At 39.3% G+C, this 25,804-nt stretch carries 26 protein-coding genes; 22 read left to right on the plus strand and 4 right to left on the minus strand.

The genetic code is table 11. The annotated features are described in order from the left end of the window. Positions 1-79: 79 nt before the first annotated feature. The 7 genes from fliW to BIV16_RS13840 all read left to right on the plus strand — a co-directional run bounded on the left by fliW (position 80) and on the right by BIV16_RS13840 (position 5,573). The gene (gene fliW / locus BIV16_RS13810; protein ID WP_075680115.1) at positions 80-526 is read left to right on the plus strand and encodes a flagellar assembly protein FliW; all 447 of its coding nucleotides are present in this window, start codon (positions 80-82) and stop codon (positions 524-526) included. 2 nt (positions 527-528) lie between these two features. Next, the gene (gene csrA, locus BIV16_RS13815) at positions 529-747 is read left to right on the plus strand and encodes a carbon storage regulator CsrA (protein WP_075680114.1); all 219 of its coding nucleotides are present in this window, start codon (positions 529-531) and stop codon (positions 745-747) included. A 78-nt stretch (positions 748-825) separates the two neighbouring features. After that, entirely contained in the window at positions 826-1,254 is a 429-nt protein-coding gene (locus BIV16_RS13820; RefSeq protein ID WP_075680113.1) for a flagellar protein FlaG, read from the plus strand. A 33-nt stretch (positions 1,255-1,287) separates the two neighbouring features. After that, on the plus strand, positions 1,288-3,687 hold the full coding sequence (fliD, locus tag BIV16_RS13825) for a flagellar filament capping protein FliD (RefSeq protein WP_075680112.1): 2,400 nt from the start codon (positions 1,288-1,290) through the stop codon (positions 3,685-3,687). Positions 3,688-3,715: 28 nt separating this feature from the next. Then, a complete protein-coding gene (gene fliS / locus BIV16_RS13830; protein ID WP_075680111.1) occupies positions 3,716-4,087 on the plus strand; it encodes a flagellar export chaperone FliS in 372 nt (123 codons plus the stop codon). 11 nt (positions 4,088-4,098) lie between these two features. Then, positions 4,099-4,578, plus strand: a complete 480-nt coding sequence (flgN, locus tag BIV16_RS13835) for a flagellar export chaperone FlgN (protein ID WP_075680110.1) — start codon at positions 4,099-4,101, stop codon at positions 4,576-4,578. 182 nt (positions 4,579-4,760) lie between these two features. Continuing rightward, positions 4,761-5,573 carry a flagellin N-terminal helical domain-containing protein gene (locus BIV16_RS13840; protein WP_075680109.1) on the plus strand — a complete coding sequence of 271 codons (813 nt, stop codon included), beginning with the start codon at positions 4,761-4,763 and terminating at the stop codon, positions 5,571-5,573. A 103-nt stretch (positions 5,574-5,676) separates the two neighbouring features. Here the strand turns inward: BIV16_RS13840 and BIV16_RS13845 are convergent, their stop codons facing one another. The 3 genes from BIV16_RS13845 to BIV16_RS13855 all read right to left on the minus strand — a co-directional run bounded on the left by BIV16_RS13845 (position 5,677) and on the right by BIV16_RS13855 (position 9,051). Next, positions 5,677-6,630, minus strand: coding sequence for a glycosyltransferase family 2 protein (locus BIV16_RS13845; protein WP_159435926.1), 954 nt, complete (start codon positions 6,628-6,630; stop codon positions 5,677-5,679). Positions 6,631-6,695: 65 nt separating this feature from the next. Then, positions 6,696-7,865 (minus strand): CgeB family protein, encoded by a 1,170-nt coding sequence (locus BIV16_RS13850; protein ID WP_075680107.1) that lies wholly within the window; start codon positions 7,863-7,865, stop codon positions 6,696-6,698. Between the two features lie 4 nt (positions 7,866-7,869). Then, entirely contained in the window at positions 7,870-9,051 is a 1,182-nt protein-coding gene (locus tag BIV16_RS13855; protein ID WP_075680106.1) for a CgeB family protein, read from the minus strand. A gap of 130 nt (positions 9,052-9,181) precedes the next feature. On the opposite strand from BIV16_RS13855, the gene BIV16_RS13860 reads away from it, so the two are divergent. The 3 genes from BIV16_RS13860 to BIV16_RS13870 all read left to right on the plus strand — a co-directional run bounded on the left by BIV16_RS13860 (position 9,182) and on the right by BIV16_RS13870 (position 12,634). Further along, positions 9,182-10,801, plus strand: a complete 1,620-nt coding sequence (locus tag BIV16_RS13860) for a glycosyltransferase family protein (RefSeq protein WP_075680277.1) — start codon at positions 9,182-9,184, stop codon at positions 10,799-10,801. 128 nt (positions 10,802-10,929) lie between these two features. Beyond that, on the plus strand, positions 10,930-11,289 hold the full coding sequence (locus BIV16_RS13865; protein WP_075680105.1) for a molecular chaperone: 360 nt from the start codon (positions 10,930-10,932) through the stop codon (positions 11,287-11,289). 97 nt (positions 11,290-11,386) lie between these two features. Next, positions 11,387-12,634, plus strand: a complete 1,248-nt coding sequence (locus tag BIV16_RS13870; protein WP_075680104.1) for a 6-hydroxymethylpterin diphosphokinase MptE-like protein — start codon at positions 11,387-11,389, stop codon at positions 12,632-12,634. 115 nt (positions 12,635-12,749) lie between these two features. On the opposite strand, the gene BIV16_RS13875 is transcribed toward BIV16_RS13870, so the two are convergent. Further along, complete coding sequence (locus BIV16_RS13875) at positions 12,750-14,009, minus strand: IS110 family transposase (RefSeq protein ID WP_075680103.1); 1,260 nt, start codon at positions 14,007-14,009, stop codon at positions 12,750-12,752. A 314-nt stretch (positions 14,010-14,323) separates the two neighbouring features. Between BIV16_RS13875 and BIV16_RS13880 the strand changes: the two genes are divergently transcribed. The 12 genes from BIV16_RS13880 to BIV16_RS13935 are packed head-to-tail and all read left to right on the plus strand — an operon-like array spanning position 14,324 to position 25,795. Then, positions 14,324-15,517, plus strand: coding sequence for a DegT/DnrJ/EryC1/StrS family aminotransferase (locus BIV16_RS13880; RefSeq protein ID WP_202969655.1), 1,194 nt, complete (start codon positions 14,324-14,326; stop codon positions 15,515-15,517). An 18-nt stretch (positions 15,518-15,535) separates the two neighbouring features. After that, a complete protein-coding gene (locus BIV16_RS13885) occupies positions 15,536-16,312 on the plus strand; it encodes a cytidylyltransferase domain-containing protein (RefSeq protein WP_075680102.1) in 777 nt (258 codons plus the stop codon). Positions 16,313-16,314: 2 nt separating this feature from the next. After that, positions 16,315-17,316 carry a UDP-N-acetylglucosamine 4,6-dehydratase (inverting) gene (gene pseB / locus BIV16_RS13890; protein ID WP_075680101.1) on the plus strand — a complete coding sequence of 334 codons (1,002 nt, stop codon included), beginning with the start codon at positions 16,315-16,317 and terminating at the stop codon, positions 17,314-17,316. 12 nt (positions 17,317-17,328) lie between these two features. Continuing rightward, positions 17,329-18,255, plus strand: coding sequence for an SDR family oxidoreductase (locus BIV16_RS13895; RefSeq protein WP_075680100.1), 927 nt, complete (start codon positions 17,329-17,331; stop codon positions 18,253-18,255). Further along, positions 18,252-19,313, plus strand: a complete 1,062-nt coding sequence (locus tag BIV16_RS13900; protein WP_143524728.1) for an N-acetylneuraminate synthase family protein — start codon at positions 18,252-18,254, stop codon at positions 19,311-19,313. The genes BIV16_RS13895 and BIV16_RS13900 overlap by 4 nt, the downstream gene beginning before the upstream one ends. Next, positions 19,307-19,843 carry a GNAT family N-acetyltransferase gene (locus BIV16_RS13905; RefSeq protein WP_075680098.1) on the plus strand — a complete coding sequence of 179 codons (537 nt, stop codon included), beginning with the start codon at positions 19,307-19,309 and terminating at the stop codon, positions 19,841-19,843. The genes BIV16_RS13900 and BIV16_RS13905 overlap by 7 nt, the downstream gene beginning before the upstream one ends. Before the next feature lie 2 nt (positions 19,844-19,845). Then, positions 19,846-20,760, plus strand: coding sequence for an aldo/keto reductase (locus tag BIV16_RS13910; protein WP_075680097.1), 915 nt, complete (start codon positions 19,846-19,848; stop codon positions 20,758-20,760). Positions 20,761-20,802: 42 nt separating this feature from the next. Then, the gene (locus BIV16_RS13915) at positions 20,803-21,300 is read left to right on the plus strand and encodes a hypothetical protein (protein ID WP_075680096.1); all 498 of its coding nucleotides are present in this window, start codon (positions 20,803-20,805) and stop codon (positions 21,298-21,300) included. Positions 21,301-21,313: 13 nt separating this feature from the next. Beyond that, a complete protein-coding gene (locus tag BIV16_RS13920; protein WP_075680095.1) occupies positions 21,314-22,411 on the plus strand; it encodes a glycosyltransferase family 2 protein in 1,098 nt (365 codons plus the stop codon). 11 nt (positions 22,412-22,422) lie between these two features. Next, complete coding sequence (locus tag BIV16_RS13925; protein WP_075680094.1) at positions 22,423-23,478, plus strand: NAD-dependent epimerase/dehydratase family protein; 1,056 nt, start codon at positions 22,423-22,425, stop codon at positions 23,476-23,478. Between the two features lie 16 nt (positions 23,479-23,494). Beyond that, positions 23,495-24,532, plus strand: coding sequence for a hypothetical protein (locus tag BIV16_RS13930; RefSeq protein ID WP_075680093.1), 1,038 nt, complete (start codon positions 23,495-23,497; stop codon positions 24,530-24,532). A 24-nt stretch (positions 24,533-24,556) separates the two neighbouring features. Then, positions 24,557-25,795 carry a WcbI family polysaccharide biosynthesis putative acetyltransferase gene (locus BIV16_RS13935; protein ID WP_075680092.1) on the plus strand — a complete coding sequence of 413 codons (1,239 nt, stop codon included), beginning with the start codon at positions 24,557-24,559 and terminating at the stop codon, positions 25,793-25,795. Positions 25,796-25,804 lie beyond the last annotated feature (9 nt).

Here is a 25,804-nt window from a genome sequence, read left to right on the forward strand (position 1 = left end):
TGATTCTAATGAGCACTTTTTCTTGAAAAAAGTGCTCTCTTATTCCTGAGTGGTTCAGGTAGAAGGATGGAGGAAGACAATGAAAGCGAATACTAGATTTTTTGGGGAGATTGAGATTGAGGATGACAAAATCATCACCATTGAAAAAGGGATGATTGGTTTTCCGGAGTTGAAAAAATTTGCTTTGATTTTTAATGAAGAAAAAGGAAAAGAAGCAAAAATCATGTGGCTTCAGTCCATGGAAGAGGAGGCATTGGCATTTCCGGTGATGCGTCCGGAGCTTGTGAAAGAAGATTACAATCCGACTGTCAATGACGAACTTTTTCAGACGCTTGGCGAGATGACACCGGAAGATACTTATGTACTGGTTACGGTAACGGTTCCAAAGGATGTCAAGGAAGCAAGTGCAAACTTAAAGGCACCGATTGTTATCAACACAGCAACCATGAAGGGATGTCAGATTATTGTAGAGGATGACTATCCGGTAAAATATAAATTGAATCAGAACAAGAAGGCAGGTGAATAGGCGTGTTGGCATTAACAAGAAAAAAAGGCGAATCACTCGTCATCAACAACAACATCGAGATTACGGTATTGGAGATTCGCGGAGACCAGATTAAGATTGGAATATCAGCACCAAAGGAAGTGCCTATTTATCGAAAAGAGGTCTATGTACAGATTCAAAAGGAGAATGAGGAAGCCATGAAGAACCTCGCAGACCCGGAAACCTTAAAGAATCTGTTTTAATAAGGTTAAGAAACGGTAAATAATTCCGATATAACTCATAGAAAGATGCAATTGTGATGTCACACGGAGGTGATAGAAGTGGAAATGGAAGCAGTGAAGAACGGTACTGCAAAGGTGTCCTATCAGGGAAGTACGGCACCGACAACAAAAACCAAAAAGGTAGAGGATACAGGAACTGGAAGCAATATAGGAGATGCAGTATATTCCGGGCAGGGAGCCTATAACACAAAAGGTCAGACAAAGGCTACCCAGACGGATGATGAAGTGGATGGAAAAGTGAAAGCACTTCGGGGAGCGCAGCTTGATAATGCACTCAGTGAAATGAATGAAAAAATGTCCAATTCAGAAGCCATTTTTGGAATTCATGAGAAAACAAATCGTGTCATGATTAAAATCATAGACAAGACAACAAAGGAAGTAATCAAGGAATATCCACCAGAAGAAACACTTGACATGATTGCAAAAGTCTGGGAGATAGCAGGAATTATGGTTGACGAGAAACGCTGATGCGTTTTTCGTAGAAAGGAAAGGTTTTATAATATGCCAATTCGAATTACAGGTCTAAATTCAGGGCTGGATACGGAATCTATTATTTCAGCATTAGTATCCGCATATAGTTATAAGACAAATAAATATAAAAAAGCACAGACAAAATTAGCATGGAAGCAGGATGCATGGAAGACGTTGAACTCCAAGATTTACAGCTTCTATAACAATGTTGGTAACATGAAGTTAAGTTCTGCTTACAACATGAAGACAGCTACTATTTCAGATACGACAAAAGCATCTGTAACAGCATCCAGCAAAGCGGTTAACGGATCTTACAGTATTCAGGTAACCCAGCTTGCAAAGACCGGATACTTAACAGGTGGTCAGCTAAGCAGCGGTGTAACATATTCTACAAAGATGAGCGAACTTGGATTTTCTGGCAAAGGTAAGATTACAGTAGGAACCGGAAGCTCTTCCAAAGATATTACAGTATCAGCAGATACGACAGTATCCGAGTTTGTTACCAACCTAAAAGAGGCCGGTGTGAATGCAAGTTACGATGAAAATAACAGAAGATTCTACATCAGTGCAAAAGAATCCGGGGCTGCTAATGACTTTACATTAACAGGAGCAGATGCAAAAGGAACGGAATTAATAAATGATTTGAAGTTATCCGTTGTGACATCTTCCGATACCAAAGCTTACAAAGATTTGAACAATGAATATTATGGACAAGATTTTGCATCAATCCGTGACGCTAAGAAAACAGCAACAAATACAGTTACAAATCTTACGGCAAAGAATCAGAACTACAACAGTGCACTTTCCTATGCAAAGGCATTAAATTCTGTGAACCAGGTTGCATCACTTGCAACAGATGCAGCTAAGAAGGATGATTATAACCAGATGGTTGCGCTGGCGCAGAAGGCGAGTCTTACCAATGTATGGGTTGATAATGACGGTGCTCTGTACAACTATGATGAGAGTACTAAGAAATACACCAATGTCAAGGAGTATACAGGTGGCTCTTATAATGAAGCAACCGGTGAATATACCGATGCAGACGGTAATGTGATTACAGGTGGTGTCTATAATGATAATGGAACTTATACCGTAACCAAAGAGGCGTTAGACACCGAAAATCTTATGACTGCTGATGCAAAGTTACAGGAACTTGCAATCGAGTTTGGCATGAGCAAGACAGAGACTGTCAAGGGAAAGGATGGCTCAGAGACCACCAAGACAGTCGCCGATAGCGACGCCCTAAATACATTCAAAAAAAATCTGTCTACGGTAAGTTCGCTTGGTTCACAGAGTGGAAATAATACGGAGTTAGGAAACCTCATTAAAGAGATTGATGATACAAATGCTGCTGGTGGAACTACGGATGTAGCTACAAAGATTTCAGAGTATGAGAGCACAGTATCCACAAATGAGGCAGAGATTGCAAGTGCAAATCAGACGTTGAGCGAATACAGCAAGATTACGGCAACGATGACGGATAATGATCTTGCAGCATTGCAGCAGAAGGTGGATTATGCACATCAGGTTGCAACCGGAAGTGTCACAATTGCCTCTAGTGCAGGTGCAACACGAATTGAAGGACAGGATGCAACCATCTATGTCAACGGAGCAGAATATACAGGATCTACGAACAACTTTTCCATCAATGGTCTGACCATCAACGCGACAGGTGTGACAGGTTCTTCCTATGATGCAACAGAACAGTCTGCTGTCAATGTGACGGTCAATACAGATACACAGGGAATTTACGATAAGATTAAGGACATGCTGACACAGTACAACAGCCTGATCAATGAGATTACATCCTTGTACAATGCGGATTCTGCAAAAGGTTATGAGCCATTGACAGATGATGAAAAAGATGCCATGAGTGATACTGAGGTAGAAAAATGGGAAGAAAAGATTAAAGCGTCCTTGCTTCGCCGTGATGACACCTTAGAGAGCGTTATGAATGGTATGACGGCAGCAATGTCAAAGAGTTATACCATCAATGGAAAATCTTACAATTTATCATCGTTTGGTATCAGCACATTAGGATTTTTGAATGCAGCTGAGAATGAACAGTATGCTTACCACATCGATGGAGATGAAGATGATACTGCAACATCTGGTAAGGCAGATAAGCTGATGGCAGCAATTACACAAGATCCGGATTCCGTTGTATCTTTTATGCAGCAGTTGGCAGACGGATTGTACAAAAATATTGATGCCAGAATGAAATCTTCTACTATCAGTAGTGTATATAAGGTGTATAATGATAAAGAGATGGCTTCAGAATACAGCGATTACACCACATTGATTTCCAAATGGGAAGATAAATTGCAGGAAAAAGAGGATTATTACTACAAAAAGTTCTCCTCAATGGAGACGGCTTTATCAAAATTAAACAGCCAGACATCATCCTTATCCAATATATTAGGAAGCTAAGAATATCGATAACACGGAGGTTAAGAACATGTTAGCAAATCGGGGATATGCTGCATACGCAAACAACAAGATTCAGACTGCTTCACCGGGAGAATTGACGTTAATGCTTTATGATGGCGCAATCAAATTCTGCAATATTGCAATTGCAGCGGTGGAAGAAAAAGATTTTAACAAGGCACATGATAACATTATGAAGGTGGAACGGATTATTGAAGAGTTTCAGGGGACTTTGAACTTTAAATATCCGGTTGCAAAAGACTTTGATAATGTGTACAAATATCTGCTTCAACGTTTGATTGAGGCAAACATGAAAAAGGACAAAGACATCTTAGAGGAAGTGTTAAAACATTTGCGTACCATGCGTGATACCTGGAAGGAAGTCATGAAGCGTCCGAACTAGAGGAGACCTGAATGAGCAAGAATCCCTATATAGCAATATTAATACAAAGTTTAAGAAAAAAAGAACAGGTGCTAGAATCCATCAGTATTATCAACCAGCGTCAGAAGACAGAGTTAGAAGACCCGTCGCTTGACCCGGATGATTTTGATAAGACAGTGGAAGAAAAGGCAAAACTGATTGCGGAACTGGAAAAATTAGACGATGGTTTCGATGAGGTATTCCAAAAGGTTCGTGATGATTTGACGAACCACAAAGAGGAATACCGTGATGAAATCAAGACCATGCAGGATCTGATACGTTCTCTGACTGCGAAAAGTGCAACGGTTCAGGGGCAGGAAGCAAGAAATAAAGTTTTGATGGAACAGAAGTTTACAGCGATAAAAGGTCAGGTTCGAAAAGTCCGCAGCAGTCAGAAAGTGGTCAACCAATATTACCAGAATATGATGAAAGCTAACCTGGTAGACCCACAATTTACCGATAGCAAAAAGTAAAATAAAAAATTTTACTTTTTCTATAAAGTATTGGACGAAGTGTCCGATATATATATCAAGTAAACGAAGTGTTACTTGGCGGCTGAAGTTAGAATGAAGCGTACGGTCAGGATAATGGAAGCCACAACACAACAATAATTGCAGCAAGGAAGCTGCACCGAATTCAAGGAGGAAATTAAATTATGGTAGTACAGCACAATCTTACAGCGATGAACGCTAATCGTCAGTTAGGAATCACAACAGGACAGCAGGCAAAATCTTCAGAGAAATTATCTTCTGGTTACAGAATCAACCGTGCAGGTGATGATGCAGCTGGTTTATCAATTTCTGAAAAAATGAGAAGCCAGATCCGTGGATTAAACAAAGCTTCTGACAACGCTCAGAACGGTGTATCTTTAATCCAGGTTGCTGAAGGTGCATTAAATGAAACACATTCTATCTTACAGCGTATGAACGAATTAGCTACACAGGCAGCTAACGATACAAACACATCTGTAGATAGAGATGCAGTTAAAGCAGAAATTGATCAGTTAACATCTGAAATCAACAGAATCCAGTCTACAACACAGTTCAACTCTATGAACTTATTAGACGGATCCTTCACAGGAAAGAACCTTCAGGTTGGTGCTCTTTCTGGACAGAAGATTGAAATCTCCTGTGGCAAGATGAGCGCTTCTAAATTAGGCGTTAGCGGATTGAGAGTATCTAGCTTCTCAACAGCTGGAGCAGCTATGAAAGCTATTCAGTCAGCTATCACAAAGGTTTCTACACAGAGATCTACACTTGGTGCTTTACAGAACAGATTAGAGCATACAATCGCTAACTTGGATAACATTTCCGAGAATACACAGTCTGCTGAATCACAGTTACGTGATACAGATATGGCTGAAGAAATGGTTACATACAGCAAGAACAACATCCTTGCTCAGGCAGGACAGTCTATGCTTGCTCAGGCTAACCAGTCTACTCAGGGTGTATTATCCTTACTTCAGTAATTACTACTGTAGCAATTCAAAAGGAACTGCGTTTTGGGGTTTATCCCCAAAATGCAGTTCCTTTTTTTAGTGACAAGTAATTCAAATATAAGAGTATCGTATCTTAAAAATTTTCAAATTTCAAAACCAATTCTAAATCTTCTTTCGAAAATTTTTCTAAGACATAAGGATTTTCAACAATCGGAAGTTTCACCAGTTTTTTTCGAAGCGTGCAAAGTGTCTCCAAAAAGCTGTCCTTCTGTGTATCGGTAAGACCGCTATCCGACTGTAATGCATTGACCAGTCCATATTGATACAGTTGTAGCATAGAATATTCTATGGCAAGCTGTACTTTTTCATAGTGCGGATAGTCGTGTGTTACATCAAAGACTGCCTGCATGGCAGCGGTGATGGCATGATGATATTTTGCTGGGTTGGCAAGCTTTGAGGCAGAGTCCACAGTCGCAGAATACTGATAAAGAGGTGTCTTTACGGTTCCAAGACGTTTGCAGCGAAGAAAAAGCTGCATCATCACTTCCATATCTTCTAATATCGTATGTTCACGAAAGTGAATTCCATCAAAAAGTTCCCGTCGGAAGATGCGGCTCCAAAGGTACCCGCCACCGGAGATAAGCAAACTACGTTTGTCATCGGATAAATCTCCGACACAACTGTCGGGTGTCATCAAAAGCAGGGAATCTGTAGCCTGATGGTAATAGGCACAGTCTACCATGTCATAGTTTCCTTCTTTTGCATGTGTATAAAGGGTTTCAAACATCGTAGGATCAGCTAGGTCGTCACTATCAACAAAACCAATGTATTCCCCGGAGGCATAAGATAGACCAACATTTCTGGCACCACCTGGCCCAAGATTTTCTTCTAAATTTATGAAAATGATTTTTTCTGGAAATTGCTGCTCACAGGCGGCAAGGATTGTGTCACTTCCGTCTGTTGAGGCGTCATTTACCAGAATCAGTTCCAGATCGGATAAGGTCTGGTGTACCAGATTTCCAAGACAAGGTGCCAATGTTTTGGCGGCGTTGTAAACTGGTACAATTACGGATACTTTTGCTCCCATATTACGCTCCATTCTTGTATCAAAACAATATAAAATATGACGAAACTCTTTTGGAAAAAGATGTTTTACGTTTCAGGAAAGACAACAGCAAAGATTTCGCGGAAGTGCTGCTCAAAGCTGTGGAATTTCCTTATTTTTTCCTGCCCGTTTTTGGCAATGCGGGCACGTTCTTCTTCATGACTCAGGTAATAACGGACTTTTTCTTTTAAATCAGCAAGGTCAGTGTAATAGACAAAATCTTCATCTGGCACAAAGAAATCGAGAAAATCAGCCTGATAATTGGTCATCAAAAAGCCGCCATTACTCATGATGTCGATGGCGCGAAGCGGCATACCGGACTTGATGCTCCGCAAGGTGATATTCAGATTAATCTTGCTATAATAAAAAACATAAGGCATCTGAAGATTATAGTCGACGGTTCCCATATTGGTGACGCCTGGCAGGGAAAAATCCGGATTCCTTGTGAAAAGTTTCACAGGAAATTCTTCTCCAAGCGCCTTTATGGTACGAATGCGGTCAAGTTCCGTGATTTTTCTTCCAAGAAAATAACTGCCATAGATATATTCATCCGTCTGAATACCGGTGTTTCCGGCTTCATAGAGAAGTGAGTTCTTCATGTCGTCTAAAATGCGTTTTGGAAGAACCTCCTCAATAAAATAATAGCCGTAAACACGAAGCTGTGCTTCCATAATAGCCTCTAAGTAGCCTCTCGTATAGTCGGTAATATCAGTCAGCCGGTCAAAGAAGTTGTGGTCCTCGTTGTAAAGAGAGCCGACAAACGAGATGTCAGAGGCATAAAAGTCCCTATCATGTGGTAACTGAAGCAGCTCTGTAATCTTGTCGGCATTTCCTGGAAGCGGCATGTAATAAACAGTTCGAATGCCAAGGTTATAAAGCTCAAGATACTGCGTTTTGTCAAAAAGAAATACATAGTTGCACGGATAGACAATTGTATAGGAATACAAGGCAACAAGCGGTGCATCATAGACAATGCTAATGTATTTTATCTGGTTCCGTTTACATCCCTCAGAGACAAGCGGATAAAAGTTAAAGGAAAAAAGAAAGTCTGCAGGATGATTTTGCAGATAGGTGTCAAAGGCTGCATCAAATTCTGCAGATTTTCTCATATTATAATCTTCATGAAAAAAGAAACTGACCTCGTGGCCTAATGCTTTTAGTGCATTGACGCAATCCTCACGTCCGAAGCATGGCCAGTCTAAAAATATAACGTTCATTCTATTAAGCCTTTCTATTTGCAAACACGATTTCTAACATTTCCAGGATACGGTGCAGGTAAGTGTGATGCGCTTTTACTTTTTCAAAACCGTTGTGCGCAATCTCTTTTGCACGGGAAGAGTGTTCCAAATAATAACTACATTTGTAAATCAAATCCTCCTCGCTCTCATAGAGTTCGATATCTTCACCCGGAATAAAATACTCTGGAATCTCGGCCTGGTAATTGGAAATCAAAAATCCTTCGCATCCAAGCACATCCCAGATACGAAGCGGAATTCCAGAACGAATCGAGTGCGTTGTCATATTCAGATTGATGGTGCTGCCATGAAAGACAAGTGGCATTTCGGTTCTCGTTTTAACGGTTCCTTTGTTTTTCAGGTGCGTTAGCTTTGAAGTGTCACTGTTTGTATAAATGGTAACAGGTAAGCGTTCGGACAGTGCATGAAGAAGCCGTGTCCGCTCCATCGAAGACACCTTGCTTGCCATATAGAATTTGGAAATAATGTCTCTGTCTGTCAGAGTCGAAGCATCTTTCAGAGAAAAATAATCCGGCATGCACGCTTTGAATCCTTCTATTAAGGAAGGCGTCAAAAGTTCTGGAATCAAATCATATCCATAGATTTTTACCTGCGCATTCAAAATGCCATCCAGATACCCGGCTAAAGACTCCGAAGGATGTTTTAACTTGTCGTAAGGACATTTTTCGGTGTAAAGTGACCCAACAAAGGAGATATCATTGACATACGTAGTTGGATTTGTTATGTTCCCTATAACGGATTGCCAATAGGAGACATCTGTTGCCAGTGGAAGATAGAAAATATGTCCGGGGTTTAACGGTGCGATATCCGCGTATTGCATACGGTCAAAGAGAAAAATATAGTTGTATGGATTTTGAATGGTATCGCTATATAATTCCATGACAGGTGCGTCAACGGTCCAGCCGACATATGGAATATGAAAAATATTACAAGTATCGGATATGCTTGGATAGTAATTGATGGTAAACACGAAATCATAGGATTTCTTTAATAATTCATTGCTAACCAGAGTCACACATTCGCTTGGAAGAAGCTGTTTGTTTGTGATTTCCTCGGTGATTTTTGTTACCTGAAAGCCTGCCTCTGAAAATGCAGCCTCAATAAAAGGTTCGCAGATGCTTCCGTAACAGTAAAAGAGAATATTCATATCGTAAGACCTTCCATTCGTTCTTTACATTCATTTCATCTGATTATATTATAGAGAAAAGAAGTGTTTTTTGGCAATCTTTTCGGCGAGAAAAGAAGAAATTTTGATAAAAAAGAATAGGCGGGAGTTTATGACGGGTGTAGTTTGTTATGGAGAAAATCAGGAGGAGAGAACACTTTCCTTTCTGGAAATATTGTTAGATGAATTTGTGCTGACAAGAGAAATTTACGTGCGTAGGGATGCAATTACAAATGTAGGCGGATGGAATGAGAAACTGGAGGGAAACCGGAATTTAGAACTGGTGCTTCGGGTTGCAAAACAGTATGAGGTTGTGGTGAGCAAGGAACGTCCGGAGGGTGATTGGATTCTTTTGAAGGAGCAGGAAGAAAGCCAGGAACAAAAGTGGCGGGGAGATTGCTACCTGACAGGCAGATATAAAGAAGACCTGATAGCAGCAGGATGTCTGGAAAATGCGATTCGGGGGCTTTTGTGGGTGGAAGAACATCAGGAAGATTTTTCTGGAACAAGGCAGGAGCATCACGCTTTTTTGGAAGACATGCTTTCAGGAGGTGCGCAATATTACGAAAAATATGATGCAACACAACCGATTTTGGTGTATTGCGGGGATGAGGAATGTAACGCCATTTTAGATGTTTTTGCAAGAAATTTTGGAAAAGCACTGGAGCAAAAAGGAAAAAAGGTCTTGTATTTTGATTTGTCCAGGCATGATTTTACAGAGATTAACCAGTATCTGGGAAAACGTTTCCAGGCAATTGTAGGATTTCAGACTTATCTTTTTTCTGCAAAATTGCAAAGCGGGGAAAATGCGCATGATAAAATGATTGGACCAAAGTTTAACTTTTTGTTTGATCATCCAATCTGGTTTCAAAATCAGCTTATCTGTGTGCCAAAGGACTATTGTATTCTGACCGTAGACCGAAACTATGCTTCTTTTTTGGAAAAATATAATCAGATACACGCAGCATTCCTTCCGCCAGCCGGGGTGGAACGCTATGAACATGGAGAACAGCCGCAATATGATATTGTGTTCCTGGGAAGCCATAAAAGTGGTGTGAGTCTGAAACTAAGGGAATTTTTAAAACTAGACAAGGAGACACGAATCTTGTGGAATCATTATCTCACCAATATGAAACGAAATCTAGAGAAGACCCCGGAAGAGGTGTTTTTTGTGACGCTGGATGAGCTAGGATATACACTGCCAATAGAGGAGACGATGAGCCAGTTCCATAAGGCAAGGGTGTTGATTACCACAATTGCAGGTCATTACCGGAGAAAAGTGATAGAAGAACTATTAAAGGGCGGATTGCAGGTGCATATTTTTGGTTCGGGCTGGGAGGATACCGGATTGCAAAAATATGACAATCTGATTTTACATGATTCCATCCCTGGGGAGGAGAGCCTTGCAGTATTTGCGAACGCTAAAATTGCCCTCAATATCATGACCTGGCATAAGGATGCCTATACCGAGCGCATTGCCAATGCCATGTTGCAAAAAGCGGTTGTACTCACCGATGAGACACGTTACCTGAGAGAAAATTTTGTGGATGGAAAAGACATTTTATTATTCCGTTTAGACGAAATCAGGCAGCTGCCACACCGTGTGAAAGAGCTGTTATCCCAGCCGGAAAAAATAAGTCAGATAGCAGAAATGGGATATGAAAAAACGAAAAAAGAGCATACCTGGGAGAAGCGTGCAGAGCAATTTTTACAGATTTTGAAAGAATCGTAAAAACTGTATCGAATTACAAGAATAAATGGATTATCTATAAAGTTTTATCTAGGAAATCCGATATAATATATAGAGATTTTGAATACGACAGTGAAAGGGCTGGCTATGATGGCCAGGGGACAATTATCATGGAAGATAACAGAGAAGAACAGAAAGAAGCACTTCAGGTATTGGTCGAATTCAACGTTCGTCTAGTGAAGAACATGAAGATTGTTGTGAAGGAATTATCAGGAAAACGATTGGATGACACCGATAATTTCTTAAAGAGCATCATCGATGCGATGAACTGGGAAATTCAGGTAGTAAATGGAACGTTAGACCTTTTGAATGAGGGCAAGGTACGTCTTGACAAGGACGCTTTCAATGCGCAGGTAGAAAAAGCAGGAGGTGCCATTGCGTCTGGCGACGATGCTAAGATGGCAGAGGCATTTACAGAATTATTACCATATTTTGAGAGACTTGGAGAGGCAGCTGGAGAAGTAATATAATAAAGAAAAGCTGACAATTATGGTGGATACATAAGGTCAGCTTTTTTGTTTCACTAAAAATTGACAGATAATGTAAAAATAGGGAGCTGATAAAAATATGCAGATTGAAAAATATGTGATATGGGGAGCTGGTATTCGGGGCAGCCGTTTGCAGAGAAGTCTTGGAGATGAGCGGGTTGTTGCCTATATAGACCGTAATCCCGAAAAGTGGGGAACAAGCTATTTGGGAAAGACAGTCATTGGCCTTGAAGAATATAAGAGGGACTATGCATCGTATAAGATTGTGGTTTCCTGTAAACAGGAAGATGAAGTGAAAGTTACATTGAAAGAAAACCACATTCAGGAATTCTTTCTTTTCTCAGAGTGCCCGAGTGAATTTCAGCAGCCAGCATACGGAGACCGATTAGAAAAATTTGTAAAAGCGTATTTAAAAAAAGAGCAGGAATATGTTGTGTATGGAGATACGTTGTATGCAAATGTCTTAAAAGAGTGGATTGGGGAATTGCAGAACCAGAATCCACAGCATGCCAAAAATCAGGAAGAATTAAAGCAGCTTTCGTTGGATGGCAAGGAACTTTTACTTGCCAAGCGGGTGGATAATAAAAAAGAATTGGACAGATTGGGCTGCAAGGTGACAGATTTGTTTGACTGTTCAGACCGCATCAAGGAGTACCACAATCCTGAGATTGAAGCATTACATAATACGCACAAAGGTGAAAGGTGTTTTATTGTGGCAACCGGTCCAAGTCTTAGATTTGAGGATTTGGAGACGTTAAGAAAGAACAAAGAGATTTGCTTTAGCATGAATTCCATTTATGAAGCATTTGGCGAAACGAGATGGCGACCGGACTATTTTCTTGTGGATGATTATTCTATGCTTCGAGATGAGAGCATAGACTGGGATGCAATTGATGTACCAAATAAATTGATGGGTGATACAAGTGAAGAGTTTTGGAATAAGAAAAAACACGACAAATATTTAAAATACCATCAGATTTATGAAATGTGCCAGGACAGACTGCCTCATTTTACAGATGATTTTTCTACAAGAACATATTTGGGTTGTACGGTTACCTATACATGCATACAGCTTGCGGCATATATGGGATTTTCTAAGATATATCTTTTGGGCGTAGATTTTTCTTATGCAAATGAAAGAAATGCAACTTACGGGCATTTTTACAAAGAGGAGAAAAAAGAGGCAGTTGGCTATACCAAAGAGGTTTTGAATGCATATAAGGCGACCAGAAAATACGCGGATGAGCATGGCATACAAGTGATAAATGCAACACGCGGCGGAAAATTAGAAGTCTTTGAACGTGTAGATTTTGATTCATTATTTTAAAAAGAGGATGAAAGTTTGAAACAAACAAGTAGAGGACAGCCTAAAAATAAAGAGCATAGCAAATAAACCGCCTAAGCAGTCGGTTTTAAAAATTGAATATATACACAACACCTAATCAGGTAACAGGAACAACATCATCTTTGATAATGTAGCCTCGCTGCTTCATTAAATTAAGTGCCTGTGAAGTAGTCAATACTTTGGATTTATTCACAGGTCGCGATTCAAGAAAACCTTCAGGCGTATATGGTTTTAGATCTGTGAGTATGTGCCAGATAGCGGTCAGGATCATACGACAGATGGCAATGATAGCTTTCTTGTGACCACGACGTGCTTTTATACGTCGATAACGGTTTGTAAATTCTGGGTGTTTCTTGGATTTGATTAAAGCATTTGCAACTTGCACCAAAACTGGTTTAAAATAAGAACCAGCACGGGAAATCCTAGTGGATTTGATTTTATGATTGCTTTGATCATTACGGGGACAACATCCAGCCCATGATATGAGGTTTTTAGCTGTGGGGAAGACAGACATATCACCTCCGATTTCAGAAAGCACCTGAATAGCAGTCATTGGGGTCTTATCGAATCCAGGTACGGTTCGTATAAGATTGAGAATGCTTTCATACTTATCACTGAGACGAAAGATTTCCCGTTCTATTTCTACTTTGTGCATTTCTAATTCATCAATGTGATTTAAACATTGTCTGAGCTTTACAGCTTGTTGTTTGGATATGGCACCATCAACAGCAGCTTGTATTTCTTCGGTAGGAGTCTTACATCTGCTATCCACAAAAGGTGACACATCAAATGTTTCCCCAGGGTGTTGTAAAATCTGTTCCGTAATGGAACGGGAGGATTTACCAAATATATCAGAAAAGACATCATCCAGTTTTAAGTTAGAAACAGTAAGACAGTTATGAGCACGATTCTTCTCACCGGTGATCATACAAGTGAGTTTGAAACGGTATCTTACTAAATCTCTTAATTCACGGATGTCAGCCGGTGGAATAAAGGAAGGTTTTACCATTCCACACATATATAGGTCACAAATCCATTTAGCATCCTTGCGGTCAGTCTTGTTGCCTTTTTGCGGTTTGGTATATTTGGGGTGGGAAAGAGTAACCCAGATGTTATTCTTCTCCAGAACATTAAAAACAGGGATCCAGTACTTACCGGTAGATTCCATGCAGACATCCGTACAGTTGTATTTGGAAAGCCAGTCACACAGCTCCTGCAGACCTTTGGTAAAGGAAGAAAAGCGGGCTTCTTTATACTCGGTACGTTTCAGGGAATCAGTTATGCCGATACAGGCATAGATCCAGGTTTTGTGGACGTCAAGACCACAACAGTTATTTTTGAGAATTTTAAACGACAATAAAAGTACCTCCTGATGATTTAGCGTTATAAAACTGACAGTGACTGGTCATCCGGCAAAATCGAGTCGACTTTGGAAGAGATAAGTTTACGGGCTACGTTATGCGCCAATCATTGATGCCTTAACGGATGACCGACAACAAATAATTATACGAGGTCGCCGCTATACAGCCCCGCCACTCACCTCCACGTGTTCTGTAGTGTGTCAGTCTTATAGGTAAATAATATCAGAAGGAATATAAATTAGAAAAGCGGAAGTTAGCCAAAGTGTTTCATGACGCATTGGTGCCTTTCGCAGAAAGGCGGATTATAATTATGGAAAAGATACAAAGAATTGGTTCATTAGAAGAAAAATACGTAAAAGAAGTACTTGAGGGAGGATTTTCATCAAAAAGTACTTACCAGATGGTAACACGATTGGAAAAGGAATTCGCAGAAAAGTTTCATGCAAAACATGCAGTTGCAATGGTAAATGGAACCGCGACGCTTCATATAGCATTGGAGGCAGCTGGTGTTGGTGTCGGAGATGAGGTAATCTGCCCGCCACTTACAATGAGCAGCACATCTATGGCGGTTTTGATGGCAAATGCAGTTCCGGTTTTTGCGGATGTAGACCCGGATACTTTCCTGATTACAGCGGAAAATATCCGAAAAGTGATTACACCAAAGACAAAAGCGATTATGACAGTTGCGTTATATGGCCTTGCACCTCAGATGAAAGAAATCATGGAGGTAGCAAAGGAATACAATCTGGTTGTAATTGAGGACAATGCAGAGTGTTACGGCGCATGGCAGGACGGACAGCTTGTTGGAACATTTGGCGACATGGCATCTTACAGTTTCCAGAGTTCAAAACATTTAACTGCCGGTGAGGGTGGCATGGTAATTACAAACAATGATGAGTATGCAGATAAGCTGAGAAGATATTCAGGGCTTGGATATGCCGGAATTAGTGGAAAGAAAGGCAGAATCACGAAGGATGACATTCAGAGTCCAGAGTATGAAAGACATGTCATTTTAGGCTGGAATTATAGAATGGCAGATTTGTGTGCAGCTGTCGCACTCGGACAGTTAGAAAGAATGGACGAGCTTGTCAATGTACGCTGTGAAGCAGCAAAATGTTTTGATGAGGCGGTAGCGGGTTGCGAATGGTTAAAGGCACAAAAGGTGCTCCCAGGCAACGTTCATTCATACTGGACATACGTTGTCCGCCTGGATACGAATAAGGTAGGCTGGCATGAGTTTCGGGATAAATTTAGAGAGCTTGGCGGTGATGGCGTCTATGCAGCATGGAAGTTAGCGTATCAGGAGCCGTTATTTAAAGAGAAAGCATTCCTTGGCAGAGAAAACTTAGGAATCTATGATGATTATGATTACAAGAAGGTTTCATGCCCGAATGCAGAATATTTGCAAGAGAGAGTATTGCAGTTCAAGACGAACTATTTTGATATTGAGGATGCAAAAAAACAGTCTGAAATTTTAAAGAAGACAATCGCGTTTTTTGCATAATGTATGGGAGGAAGAAACATGAAGTTTTTAGCAATTATTCAGGCAAGATGCGGGTCCTCAAGACTCCCGTCAAAGGTTCTGAAAGATTTATGTGGAGAAACCGCATTAGAGCGTGTGATCCATCGTGTTCAGAAAAGCAAATATGTGGATGAAGTTATGGTAGCCACAACAATAAACAAAGAAGATATTCCGATTGTAAATCTGGTATCTGGAATGGGCATCCGCGTGTTTGCAGGTAATGCATTGGATGTTTTGGACCGTTATTATCAGGCTGCAAAGTTAATTCAGCCCGAATATGTCATTCGTATTACAGCAGACTGTCCGGTTTTTGATGCAAAGTTGTTGGATGATGCGATTGAAAAATTAAAACCGGAAACAGAGTATATGGCAGCACTTTCCGAGACCCTTGCAGATGGTTTGGATTTGGAGATTGTACGGTTTGAAGTATTGAAAAAGGCATGGAAAGAAGCACAGCTTGCATCCGAAAGAGAACATGTTACCATGTATATTAAAAATCACAAAGATATGTTCAAAATTCAGGATTATGAAAGTCCAATTGGCAATTTACATGAGGAACGTTGGACGATTGATGAGCCGGAAGATTATGAATTTATCAAGAATATTTACAAACACTTTGAGCAGGAAGGCAAGAAAGAGTTTGATTCAAAAGATATTCTGGGATATTTGAACACAAATCCACAGGTACGGGAGATTAACCGCGGATTTATTCGAAATGAAGGATTACAGATTTCACTTCGAAACGATAAAATTGTAAAAAGACCAACGGAGGAATAGGTATGTATCAGGAATTATTAGAGGGAAAAACAATCTTAGTAACGGGAGGAACAGGATCTTTTGGTAAGTGTTTCACAAAATATGTGTTAGACAATTATAACCCAAAGAAAATCATCATTTATTCCAGAGATGAATTTAAACAGTTTAACATGGCAAATGACTTTAAACAGTATGCGGACAAGCTTCGTTTTTTCATTGGGGATGTAAGAGACCTTGAAAGATTGAAACGTGCCTTTAAAGGGGTAGATTATGTAGTTCATGCAGCAGCATTAAAGCAGGTGCCAAGCTGTGAGTACAATCCAAATGAAGCGATTAAGACAAATATCCACGGTGCGATGAACGTAATTGAAGCAGCATTGGATACTGAGGTAAAAAAAGTAGTTGCACTTTCGACGGACAAGGCAGTAAATCCGGTTAACCTTTATGGTGGAACCAAGCTGGTATCCGATAAGCTGTTTATTGCAGCCAATTCTTATGTTGGAGAAGGAGATTTATGCTTTTCTGTTGTAAGATACGGAAATGTTGCAGGAAGCAGAGGTTCTGTCATTCCATTTTTTGACCGCCTGTTAAAAGAAGGCAAAACAGAACTTCCAATTACCGATTATCGTATGACACGTTTCTGGATTAGTCTTCCAGAAGGTGTTCAGTTAGTGTTAAAAGCTTTAAAAGAAGCCAAAGGTGGAGAAACTTTTATCAGTAAGATTCCATCCTTTAAGATTACCGACCTTGCACAGGCAATGATGCCAGGATGTAAAATGCCAGAAGTGGGAATCCGTGAGGGCGAGAAGCTTCATGAGGTAATGGTTACCACAGAAGATGCGGCAACAACTTATGAATATGATAAGCATTACATTGTGTATCCACAGATGGTATTTAACGATAGAATGCGTCCACAGCCAACAGGAAAGAAAGTAACGGAAGGATTTGTTTACAGTTCCGGTACCAATGATGTCTGGCTTTCTGTTGATGAAATCAAAGAAAGATTAAAAGAAGTTGGATTCTAATAAGGAAAGTAAATGAAGAAGATATATATAACTGGTTTGGCAGGTATGCTGGGAAGTAATCTCGCATACCTGTTAAAAAATGAGTATGAGATTTACGGATGTGACCGAAATGCCCTGGATCATATGGAAGGGGTTTGTGGAACTGTTTTTGATATTGCAAAGGAAGGGCTGTTAGAGCAGGAACTTTTGCGTATCAGACCGGACGTTATCATTAATACCGCAGCACTTGTCAATGTTGATGGGTGCGAACAGGATTTATTGATGGCGGAAAACATGAATGCTAAACTTCCGGAAAGAATCAGAAAAGTCTGTGAACATATTGGGGCACATCTGATACAGATTTCTACCGATGCTGTGTATCAGGACACAGAAGGGGTACTTCATAAAGAAGAGGACGCAATTGGACCAAAAAATGAGTATGCAAAGACAAAATATGAGGGAGAACTTTGTGTGCAGGATTATCCAATGACAACTGTAATTAGAACTAATATTTATGGATTTAACATGAGAGATAAGTGCAGTTTTGGAGAGTGGATTTTAAAGGCACTTCAGAGTGGAACAGAGCTTAATATGGTTGAAGATGTTAAATTTTCCCCTATTTTGGTAAACGATCTCTCGGCGGTTATTCGCAAAATAATCGAACAACAGGTATATGGATTATATAACGTCTGTGCAACAGGTGGGATATCCAAATATGAATTTGGAATTTATATGAGAGAGGTATTTGATTACCCGGAGGCGGTAATTCATAAGATTACGAGTGAACAGCTACATCTTAAGGCACCAAGAAGCAAAAACATGGCGATGGATAATCAAAAAATTTGTGAAAAGCTACAGATGAAGATTCGTACACCGCGAGAAAGCATAGAGGAATTTAAACGATTGTATGAGGAAGGATATGCAAGAAAAATAAAAGCATTTGGAGGATATCAATCATGAAAATTGGAAATAGAATTATTTCAAAAGATGGGAAACCATACTTTATTGCAGACATAGCAGCAAACCATGACGGAGATTTAAACCGTGCATATAAGCTGATTGAATTAGCAAAGGAAAGTGGTGCGGATGCTGCAAAATTTCAGAATTTTCATGCTGGTCAGATTGTGAGCAGAAATGGTTTTGATACCATGAAAAAGATGACACATCAGGCGTCCTGGTCAAAATCTGTCTATGATGTTTACGATGATGCAACACTTCCGTTAGATTGGACTGAAAAATTAAAGGAAAAATGTGATGAAGTCGGAATTGAATATATGACAAGCCCATATGATGTGGAATCTGTCGACAGGGTAGATCCTTATGTTAATGCATACAAGATTGGTTCCGGTGATATTCAATGGACAGAAATGCTTGAGTATATCGCATCAAAGGGAAAACCGGTGATAATTGCATCAGGAGCATCATCTTTAGAGGATGTGAAACGCGCATACCAGAGTATTCGGAAATATACCAATGAAATTGTTCTTATGCAGTGCAACACAAACTACACAGCAAGTATTGAAAACTATAAATATATTAACTTAAGGGTTTTAAATACATATAAAGAGTTGTTCCCGGATTGTGTATTAGGTTTGTCGGATCATACGTATGGACATGCTACCGTACTGGGGGCATGCGCACTTGGAGCAAGAGTATTTGAAAAGCACTTTACCGACGACAATGACAGAATTGGACCGGATCATAAATTCTCTATGACACCAAAGACATGGAAAGAAATGGTAGAACAGACAATGTTACTGTACGAAGCATTGGGTGACGGAGAGAAAAAAATTGAAGAGAATGAGAAGGATTCCAGTGTCGTACAAAGAAGGGCAATCTATCTGACGAAGGATAAGAAAAAAGGAGAAGTTATCACAAAAGAGGATATTTTCCCACTTCGTCCGTACAAAGAAGGCGGCTATGCACCATATCTTGAAAATGAAGTGATTGGTAAAATTTTAACAATGGATATCAGCAAGGACACTATGCTAAAAAAGGAGATGCTTAAAACGTGCTAAAAGGAAAGAAAATCTACTTAACATCGATTGAAAAAGAAGATTTAGAGCCATTAAGAAACTGGAGAAACAGGGAAGATTACAGAAAATATTTTCGCGAATATAGAGAAATCAGTAAAGATATGCAGCAAAGATGGTATGAATCCAAGGTTCTTGCGGACAATTCGACGATTATGTTTGCAATCCGGGATTTAGAGACAGATGAATTATTAGGATGCTGCGGGCTATGTTATATCAACTGGGTCAACCGCAACTCGGATTTGTCGCTCTATATTGGAAAAGATTTTGCATACATTGATCATGAGGGAATTGCAAAAGAGGCATGTAATCTTATGTTTCGTTACGGATTTGGCGAATTGGGACTAGAGAAAATCTGGACAGAAATTTATGAATTTGATAAGCCAAAGTATGAATTATATCAGGAATTAGGATTCCATGAAGATGGAATTTTACGAAAACAGTATTTTCATGATGGGAAATGGTGGAATTCCTATATGTTATCCTTACTGAGTGAGGAATTTAAGGAGGCGTAGTGATGGCAGATTTATGTCTTGGTACAGTACAGTTTGGAATGAATTATGGCGTTAACAATCAAATCGGACGGCAGCCTACACAGGAAGAGTCTTTTGGGATGATAGAATATGCACTACAAAACGGAATCAAGTGCATTGATACTGCAAGAGCATACGGAACAGCAGAATTGGTATTAGGTGCATACATTGAACAAAATGGCATTCCAAAAGATGTATCGCTCATCTCAAAGTTACGTCCTAATGTCGTAGAAGAGGGCGAAAAAGATGTCTGTGGTGTGGTACGAAGAGAGTGTGAGGATACGTTACGAAGACTTCACATTGACAAACTGAACGGATATCTTTTACATACACCGGAATACATTTATCAAAAAGAAATCGTGGATGGCATGGTGAAACTCAAAGAAGAAGGCTTGGTTGAGAACATCGGCGTTTCTATCTATGATATAAAAGAGGGCGAATATGCGCTGCAAACAGGTGTTGTAGATTATATCCAGCTGCCATACAGCATTTTGGATCAAAGGGGAATGAGAACCGGATTTATTCCAAAGGCGAAGAAATCCGGTATCAAGATTTTTACAAGAAGTGCTTTTTTACAGGGACTTATTCTGATGGATAAGGCAAAGATTCCGGCGCATTTATCAGAGGCAATTCCAATGATTGAAAAATATGAGAGTCTGGTTCAAAAATATGAAGAGGATGAAGTTCGCTCTCTCATTCATTTTGTGGCGGATGAGTCAGAGATTGATTATCTGGTATTTGGCGTGGAAGAAAAGCAGCAGTTAGAGCAGAATATAAAGAAATTCCATGAAAAAAAGATGCCTGCAGAACTTATGAAGGAAATCAAAAAAGAAATTACAAATCTGGAGCAAAATATTATATTCCCAAGTCTTTGGTCAAATGGAAAAAAGGCAGAATAACGAAGAAAAAATCTTAAGATAGAATACAAGGGAGAAGAAAAGATGAAGAAGACACTGATAGGAACAACTCTATTATCATTTGTAGTTGGAAACATTTTAGGAAAAAAATCGGCCCTGAAAGATGCATCTGTTGCATATAAAAAAGCTTCCCACAGGGAGGAATTGTTTGAGGGATTATACCGTCAGATGAATGAGTGGTTTGCACAGGAGCAGAAGGGAAACACGCTTGTAAAATATCTTGAGAAAAATAATTACAACCGGATTGCAATTTACGGAATGGGAGATGCTGCAAACAGAGTATATGACAGCGTGAAAGAATCCAGGATAGAGGTTGTGTTTGAAGCAGACACAGCACGTTCCTTTTACAGTGATGCACCACTTCTTACGTTAGAGGACGAATTCCCACAGGTGGATTTAATTATCGCAACAGATTTTTTCTCGTTTGAGGATGTGAAAGAAAAATTAGAACAAAAGGGAAAATGTGATGTAAAACTGTTACAGGATATTATTTTTGGTGAATTAGACCAGCTTAGCGTATAGTGGAGGAGAAGAAATGAGACCATTTTTGAGTATATGCATTCCGACATACAACCGGGGTGAGATTGTAAATCGAACGGTAAGAAATATTTTAAAATCTGAGCGTGAAGACATTGAGGTTGTTGCGAGCAATAACTGTTCCACAGATAAAACAGAAGAATTATTGCTTTCTATTGAAGATGAAAGATTCCATTATTTCAAAAATAAATATAACAATGGGACAAACAACCTGGTATCGGTATTGACCTATGCAACCGGAGAATATTTACTTTTGATTAGTGATGAAGATGAGGTAGTGCTGAAAAATTTAGACTCCTATATTAAGACACTGAAAAAAGAAAGACCGGCAGTTATGCTGGGTTCTGCAGCTGTAAACCGGAATCGTTATGTAAACAATGGTGAAATATATGCCAAGAAGGGGTACGAGGCATTAAAAGCATTTGGTTTCGGTAATACCTACATGAGTGGTTATATTTTTAACAATGATATTTTAAAAATTATTTTAGATGGAACTTATGGAACAGAAATCAATCGAAAGTTTGGATATGCGTACAATTTCATAGATTTAACACGAAGAATGTTACAGTATGGCAATTTTATGACAAAGGCTGAGATTATTACAACACAACGGGAACATGGAAAACGTGATATGGGAATTCACTTTGATGGTGGAACCTGCGCTTACGCTCCAGAGTACAAAGTAGAGAATTTCTATGATGCTGTCAATGATTTATGTAATATTAAGATTACGCAGCATCAAAAATATAAGCTGCTAGAACAATACAAAATAGAGATTGTATTCAACCGAAGTTTAAGTGATTACCTGGACACTTATACAGGAAAGGCACTCCGCCAGGCAAACTGCGAAGGGGAGATGCGGATTGCAGCCTATTACAGAGAAAATACTGCTAGAATAAAAGGGATGAAGTTCTATACACGGTTGTACAAGAACATAAAAGACTGTAACAGCTATATTGAAAAATCTGGCGTGTTTCAGGAAAAATATGCAGCAGTGAAATGCAAGTATGCGCATGATACTTGGAATATTTTTATACAATATTATAAAAAATTGCGCGAGTTTACCTGTGCAAAAATAATGTTGGAAACAAAATAAGAGTGTAGGAGGTGTTAAAAATCCATCCGATTATTGAAGAAGATATTCGCAGAATATGTGAGGAAACATTGCCATGGGAAAAGTTAAAAGAAAAGACCATACTTGTGACAGGTGCAAGTGGATTTTTAGCGTCCTATCTGGTTTATACCTTGCTGAAACTGAACGAAGAATATGAACTAAATATAAAGATAAATGCATTATGCAGAAATAAAAACAAGGCGGAACAAAAATTCGGGGATGCCACAAAAAATGGAACATTAACGATGTTGTATCAAAATGTATGTGATGAAATTGCGGATGTCTATAAAAGCGATATTGTAATTCATGCAGCAAGCCCGTCAACACCGTACATTGTGCAGAAACATCCGTATCAGGTTTTTGAGGCGAATGTGTTAGCTTATGATAAGCTTTTGAAAAAGTGCAAAGAATGGCATACATCGGATGTGCTATTGTTCAGCTCCAGTGCAGTGTATGGCTATTCTACGCCGCTGTCAGGTGTTTCGGAAGATTATCGGGAAAAGATAGATTTTACAAACTACAAAGATGTCTACTGTTTGTCCAAACAGATGCTTGAAATGATGACAGAAAGTATTCGGAATGAACTGGAATGCAGGTTTCATATTGTCCGTCCATTTGTGGTATATGGACCGGGAGAGGTATTTTCCCATAAAAAATGTATGACAGACTTTATGAAAAACTGTATCTGTGAAGAAGATATTGTAATGAAATCATCGGGAGATGCCATACGTTCCTATATCTATATCAGGGATGCAATAGCGGCAATGTTTTACATTTTTCTAAAAGGAGACCAAAAGGCGTACAACATTGCAAGTGAAGAGAATGTATGCAGTATTAAGGAACTGGCAGAACTTTTTTGTAAGATAAATGGAAACATTCAGGTAAAATGTGAAAAATCGACGGAAGAATATTTGAAATCGAGAAGTCAGGCGATTGCGGGGAAAAATGACCGCCTGAAGGAGCTTGGCTGGAGAGAAGAAACCTCATTGGAGGAAGGCTTAACAAGGACAGTCCAATGGGCAAAAGAAAGCGATTTCTTAGAGATGTGAGAGGAAAAGAAGTATTGTGAAAAAAAGAGTGGAAGTGCTGGATTGTACAATAAGAGATGGTGGCGGAGCGTTATATGATTTTGGAGTCGAATCCGGCAAAAAATTATATTTCACGAACGAAAAAATACAAAAAATCATGTTAGACTTGGAGGAATCTTTCGTAGATTATGTGGAGTTAGGTTCTGTGGATTATGGAAGACAGGGTTTAGAACAATATGCAGTATATCCTTCTTTGGAAGAGGCTACGAAATCGATTTCAAAAAAGAAAGAGAGAAATCAGAAATATACCGTTTTTTTCCGGGGACCGGACACACCGCTTGAGGAGATTTCCCAAAAACAGGAAGGTTCCTGTGATTTGATTCGAATGAGTATTCGATATTCTCAGATTGGAGAATCACTGGAATATTGCAAAGGACTTGTGCAAAAAGGATATCAGGTTTCGATTCAGCCAACTGTGACAATGCGATACACCAAAGAAGATGTTTCGCAAATTATCGCAGTTGCAAATGAGATTGGAGCATATGCTGTTTACATCGTCGATTCTTATGGATGCATCACGAAGAAACAGTTACATGAAATCTTTAATCAGCTTGATGAGGGGTTAAAGGATTCAATCAGAATCGGATTTCATGCACATAATAATTTGAATTTCGCGACAGCAAATGCGGTGGATGTTTTAAATATTCCAACGAAGAGAAACATTATATTGGATGCATGCTGCCTTGGAATGGGACAGGGTGCCGGAAATCTACATACAGAAGTTCTTATAAATCATTTGAATAATGAGTATGGAACACAGTATGGACTACATGCAATTATAAAAGCATGCGATGAACTTTCGGAGTATTTAGAGGATGAAGTCTGGGGATATTCTTTGGCGACCATGATTCCTGCGCTTTATGGGGCAGCTTACAAATATGGAGTAATGTTAAAATACAAATACAAGATGTCGTTTCAAAAGATAGATGATATTCTTGCGAGGATTCCGGAAGAAATGAAATACCGATATACCGATGAAAATTTGGAGGCTCTTTTGAAAGCAGAAAGAGAATAAATACAAGAGGAAGGTTGTTTATTTGTGGAAAAAAGAAAGATAGCAATATTTGGTTCAGGTGCAATTGGAAAAAAGGCATATTATATGCTTCAGGAAGAATACGAAATTGTAAAGTTCTACGATAACAATGAGGCAAAAGTGGGAACACAAATAGATGGAATTCCAATCGTAAAGTGGAATGGAACTTACGATGGAATCCTTATTGTCATTGCACTTTTGCAATATGAGCAGGTGGTAGAACAGTTGGCAAAGTGCGGGCTACGTCCAATTACAGATTTTACATTATGGAAAAACTTTTATCCGTTTGAGGAACTGTCTTATTTTGATTTTTATAAGATGGAAATTGCATGTGGAAAAAAGATTGATTATCAGAATTTTTTGCCAAAGAGAAAGCTGGCGGTTGTTTTTGGCAATTGTCAGACAAGTGTGTTAGAGGAGCTGTTTTCTTATAGTCCGGACTTTAGAAAAGAATATGCAGTTGTCTATATCCCTAGAATTTTTGAATTTGTATATGATAAGGAATATGCGACGTACTTTGCGAATGACACCAATTTTTGGAAACAGGTTGATTTGTTTATTTATCAAAAGGTATCAAAAAGTAATCGTTTTTCCGAATTGGTTGCCTCGGACAGAATAATGGGAATGTTAAAGCCCTCCTGTCAAAAGGTATGCATTTTGAATACCTATTTCACGGGATATTATCCACAAATGTGTAAAAATGCGGGTGCACATTTGAAATCGGTGCAAAACTCTGGACTTTTTCCGTATGGAGATACCGTGGTAGAATCCTATTTGCAAAAAGGTTTTTCCGTCGAGGAGATAATTCAAAAGATACAGGAATCTGTCGTGTTTCCAGAGAAAACAATCGAAGAAGGGGTTCGCCAGTCTTTTGCGGAGATGAAACGCCGGGAGAAAGAGGCAGATGTAGCAATATCGGATTACATTCTTGCCAACTATAAGAAAAAACAACTTTTTTATTCCCCAAATCATCCATGTATGAGTGTATTGTTCGAGTATGCAAACCGGATTTTAAAATATCTGGGTTTCGGTCCGCTTGCGGTGGATGAAATCGATTTACTGACGAAAACAGATACGTTAAAGGGAGAGGATATTCCGCTATACCCAGATGTGATTTCATATCTTGGGTTGGAGGAGTATGAAAGATTCTACTATCCAAATCGTTATATTTATAACAATCTGCGCGTGGGCTTTGAGGATTGGATTCGAATGTATGTAAAAGATAAGCAAAAAAGAGATGTGTAATTGTCTGGG

Origin of the sequence: Roseburia sp. 831b (assembly GCF_001940165.2) — a bacterium.
GTDB lineage: Bacteria > Bacillota > Clostridia > Lachnospirales > Lachnospiraceae > Roseburia.

What these genes read in the sequence shown, in the direction of transcription:
- BIV16_RS13865 (WP_075680105.1), top strand. Translation starts at nt 10,930, where the DNA reads ATGGAAGATAACAGAGAAGAACAGAAAGAAGCACTTCAGGTATTGGTC.
- pseB (WP_075680101.1), top strand. Translation starts at nt 16,315, where the DNA reads ATGTATCAGGAATTATTAGAGGGAAAAACAATCTTAGTAACGGGAGGA.
- BIV16_RS13870 (WP_075680104.1), top strand. Translation starts at nt 11,387, where the DNA reads ATGCAGATTGAAAAATATGTGATATGGGGAGCTGGTATTCGGGGCAGC.
- fliS (WP_075680111.1), top strand. Translation starts at nt 3,716, where the DNA reads ATGTTAGCAAATCGGGGATATGCTGCATACGCAAACAACAAGATTCAG.
- fliD (WP_075680112.1), top strand. Translation starts at nt 1,288, where the DNA reads ATGCCAATTCGAATTACAGGTCTAAATTCAGGGCTGGATACGGAATCT.
- BIV16_RS13900 (WP_143524728.1), top strand. Translation starts at nt 18,252, where the DNA reads ATGAAAATTGGAAATAGAATTATTTCAAAAGATGGGAAACCATACTTT.
- BIV16_RS13895 (WP_075680100.1), top strand. Translation starts at nt 17,329, where the DNA reads ATGAAGAAGATATATATAACTGGTTTGGCAGGTATGCTGGGAAGTAAT.
- BIV16_RS13885 (WP_075680102.1), top strand. Translation starts at nt 15,536, where the DNA reads ATGAAGTTTTTAGCAATTATTCAGGCAAGATGCGGGTCCTCAAGACTC.
- BIV16_RS13920 (WP_075680095.1), top strand. Translation starts at nt 21,314, where the DNA reads ATGAGACCATTTTTGAGTATATGCATTCCGACATACAACCGGGGTGAG.
- BIV16_RS13850 (WP_075680107.1), bottom strand. Translation starts at nt 7,865, where the DNA reads ATGAACGTTATATTTTTAGACTGGCCATGCTTCGGACGTGAGGATTGC.
- BIV16_RS13860 (WP_075680277.1), top strand. Translation starts at nt 9,182, where the DNA reads ATGACGGGTGTAGTTTGTTATGGAGAAAATCAGGAGGAGAGAACACTT.
- BIV16_RS13845 (WP_159435926.1), bottom strand. Translation starts at nt 6,630, where the DNA reads ATGGGAGCAAAAGTATCCGTAATTGTACCAGTTTACAACGCCGCCAAA.
- flgN (WP_075680110.1), top strand. Translation starts at nt 4,099, where the DNA reads ATGAGCAAGAATCCCTATATAGCAATATTAATACAAAGTTTAAGAAAA.
- BIV16_RS13880 (WP_202969655.1), top strand. Translation starts at nt 14,324, where the DNA reads ATGGAAAAGATACAAAGAATTGGTTCATTAGAAGAAAAATACGTAAAA.
- BIV16_RS13855 (WP_075680106.1), bottom strand. Translation starts at nt 9,051, where the DNA reads ATGAATATTCTCTTTTACTGTTACGGAAGCATCTGCGAACCTTTTATT.
- fliW (WP_075680115.1), top strand. Translation starts at nt 80, where the DNA reads ATGAAAGCGAATACTAGATTTTTTGGGGAGATTGAGATTGAGGATGAC.
- BIV16_RS13840 (WP_075680109.1), top strand. Translation starts at nt 4,761, where the DNA reads ATGGTAGTACAGCACAATCTTACAGCGATGAACGCTAATCGTCAGTTA.
- BIV16_RS13915 (WP_075680096.1), top strand. Translation starts at nt 20,803, where the DNA reads ATGAAGAAGACACTGATAGGAACAACTCTATTATCATTTGTAGTTGGA.
- BIV16_RS13910 (WP_075680097.1), top strand. Translation starts at nt 19,846, where the DNA reads ATGGCAGATTTATGTCTTGGTACAGTACAGTTTGGAATGAATTATGGC.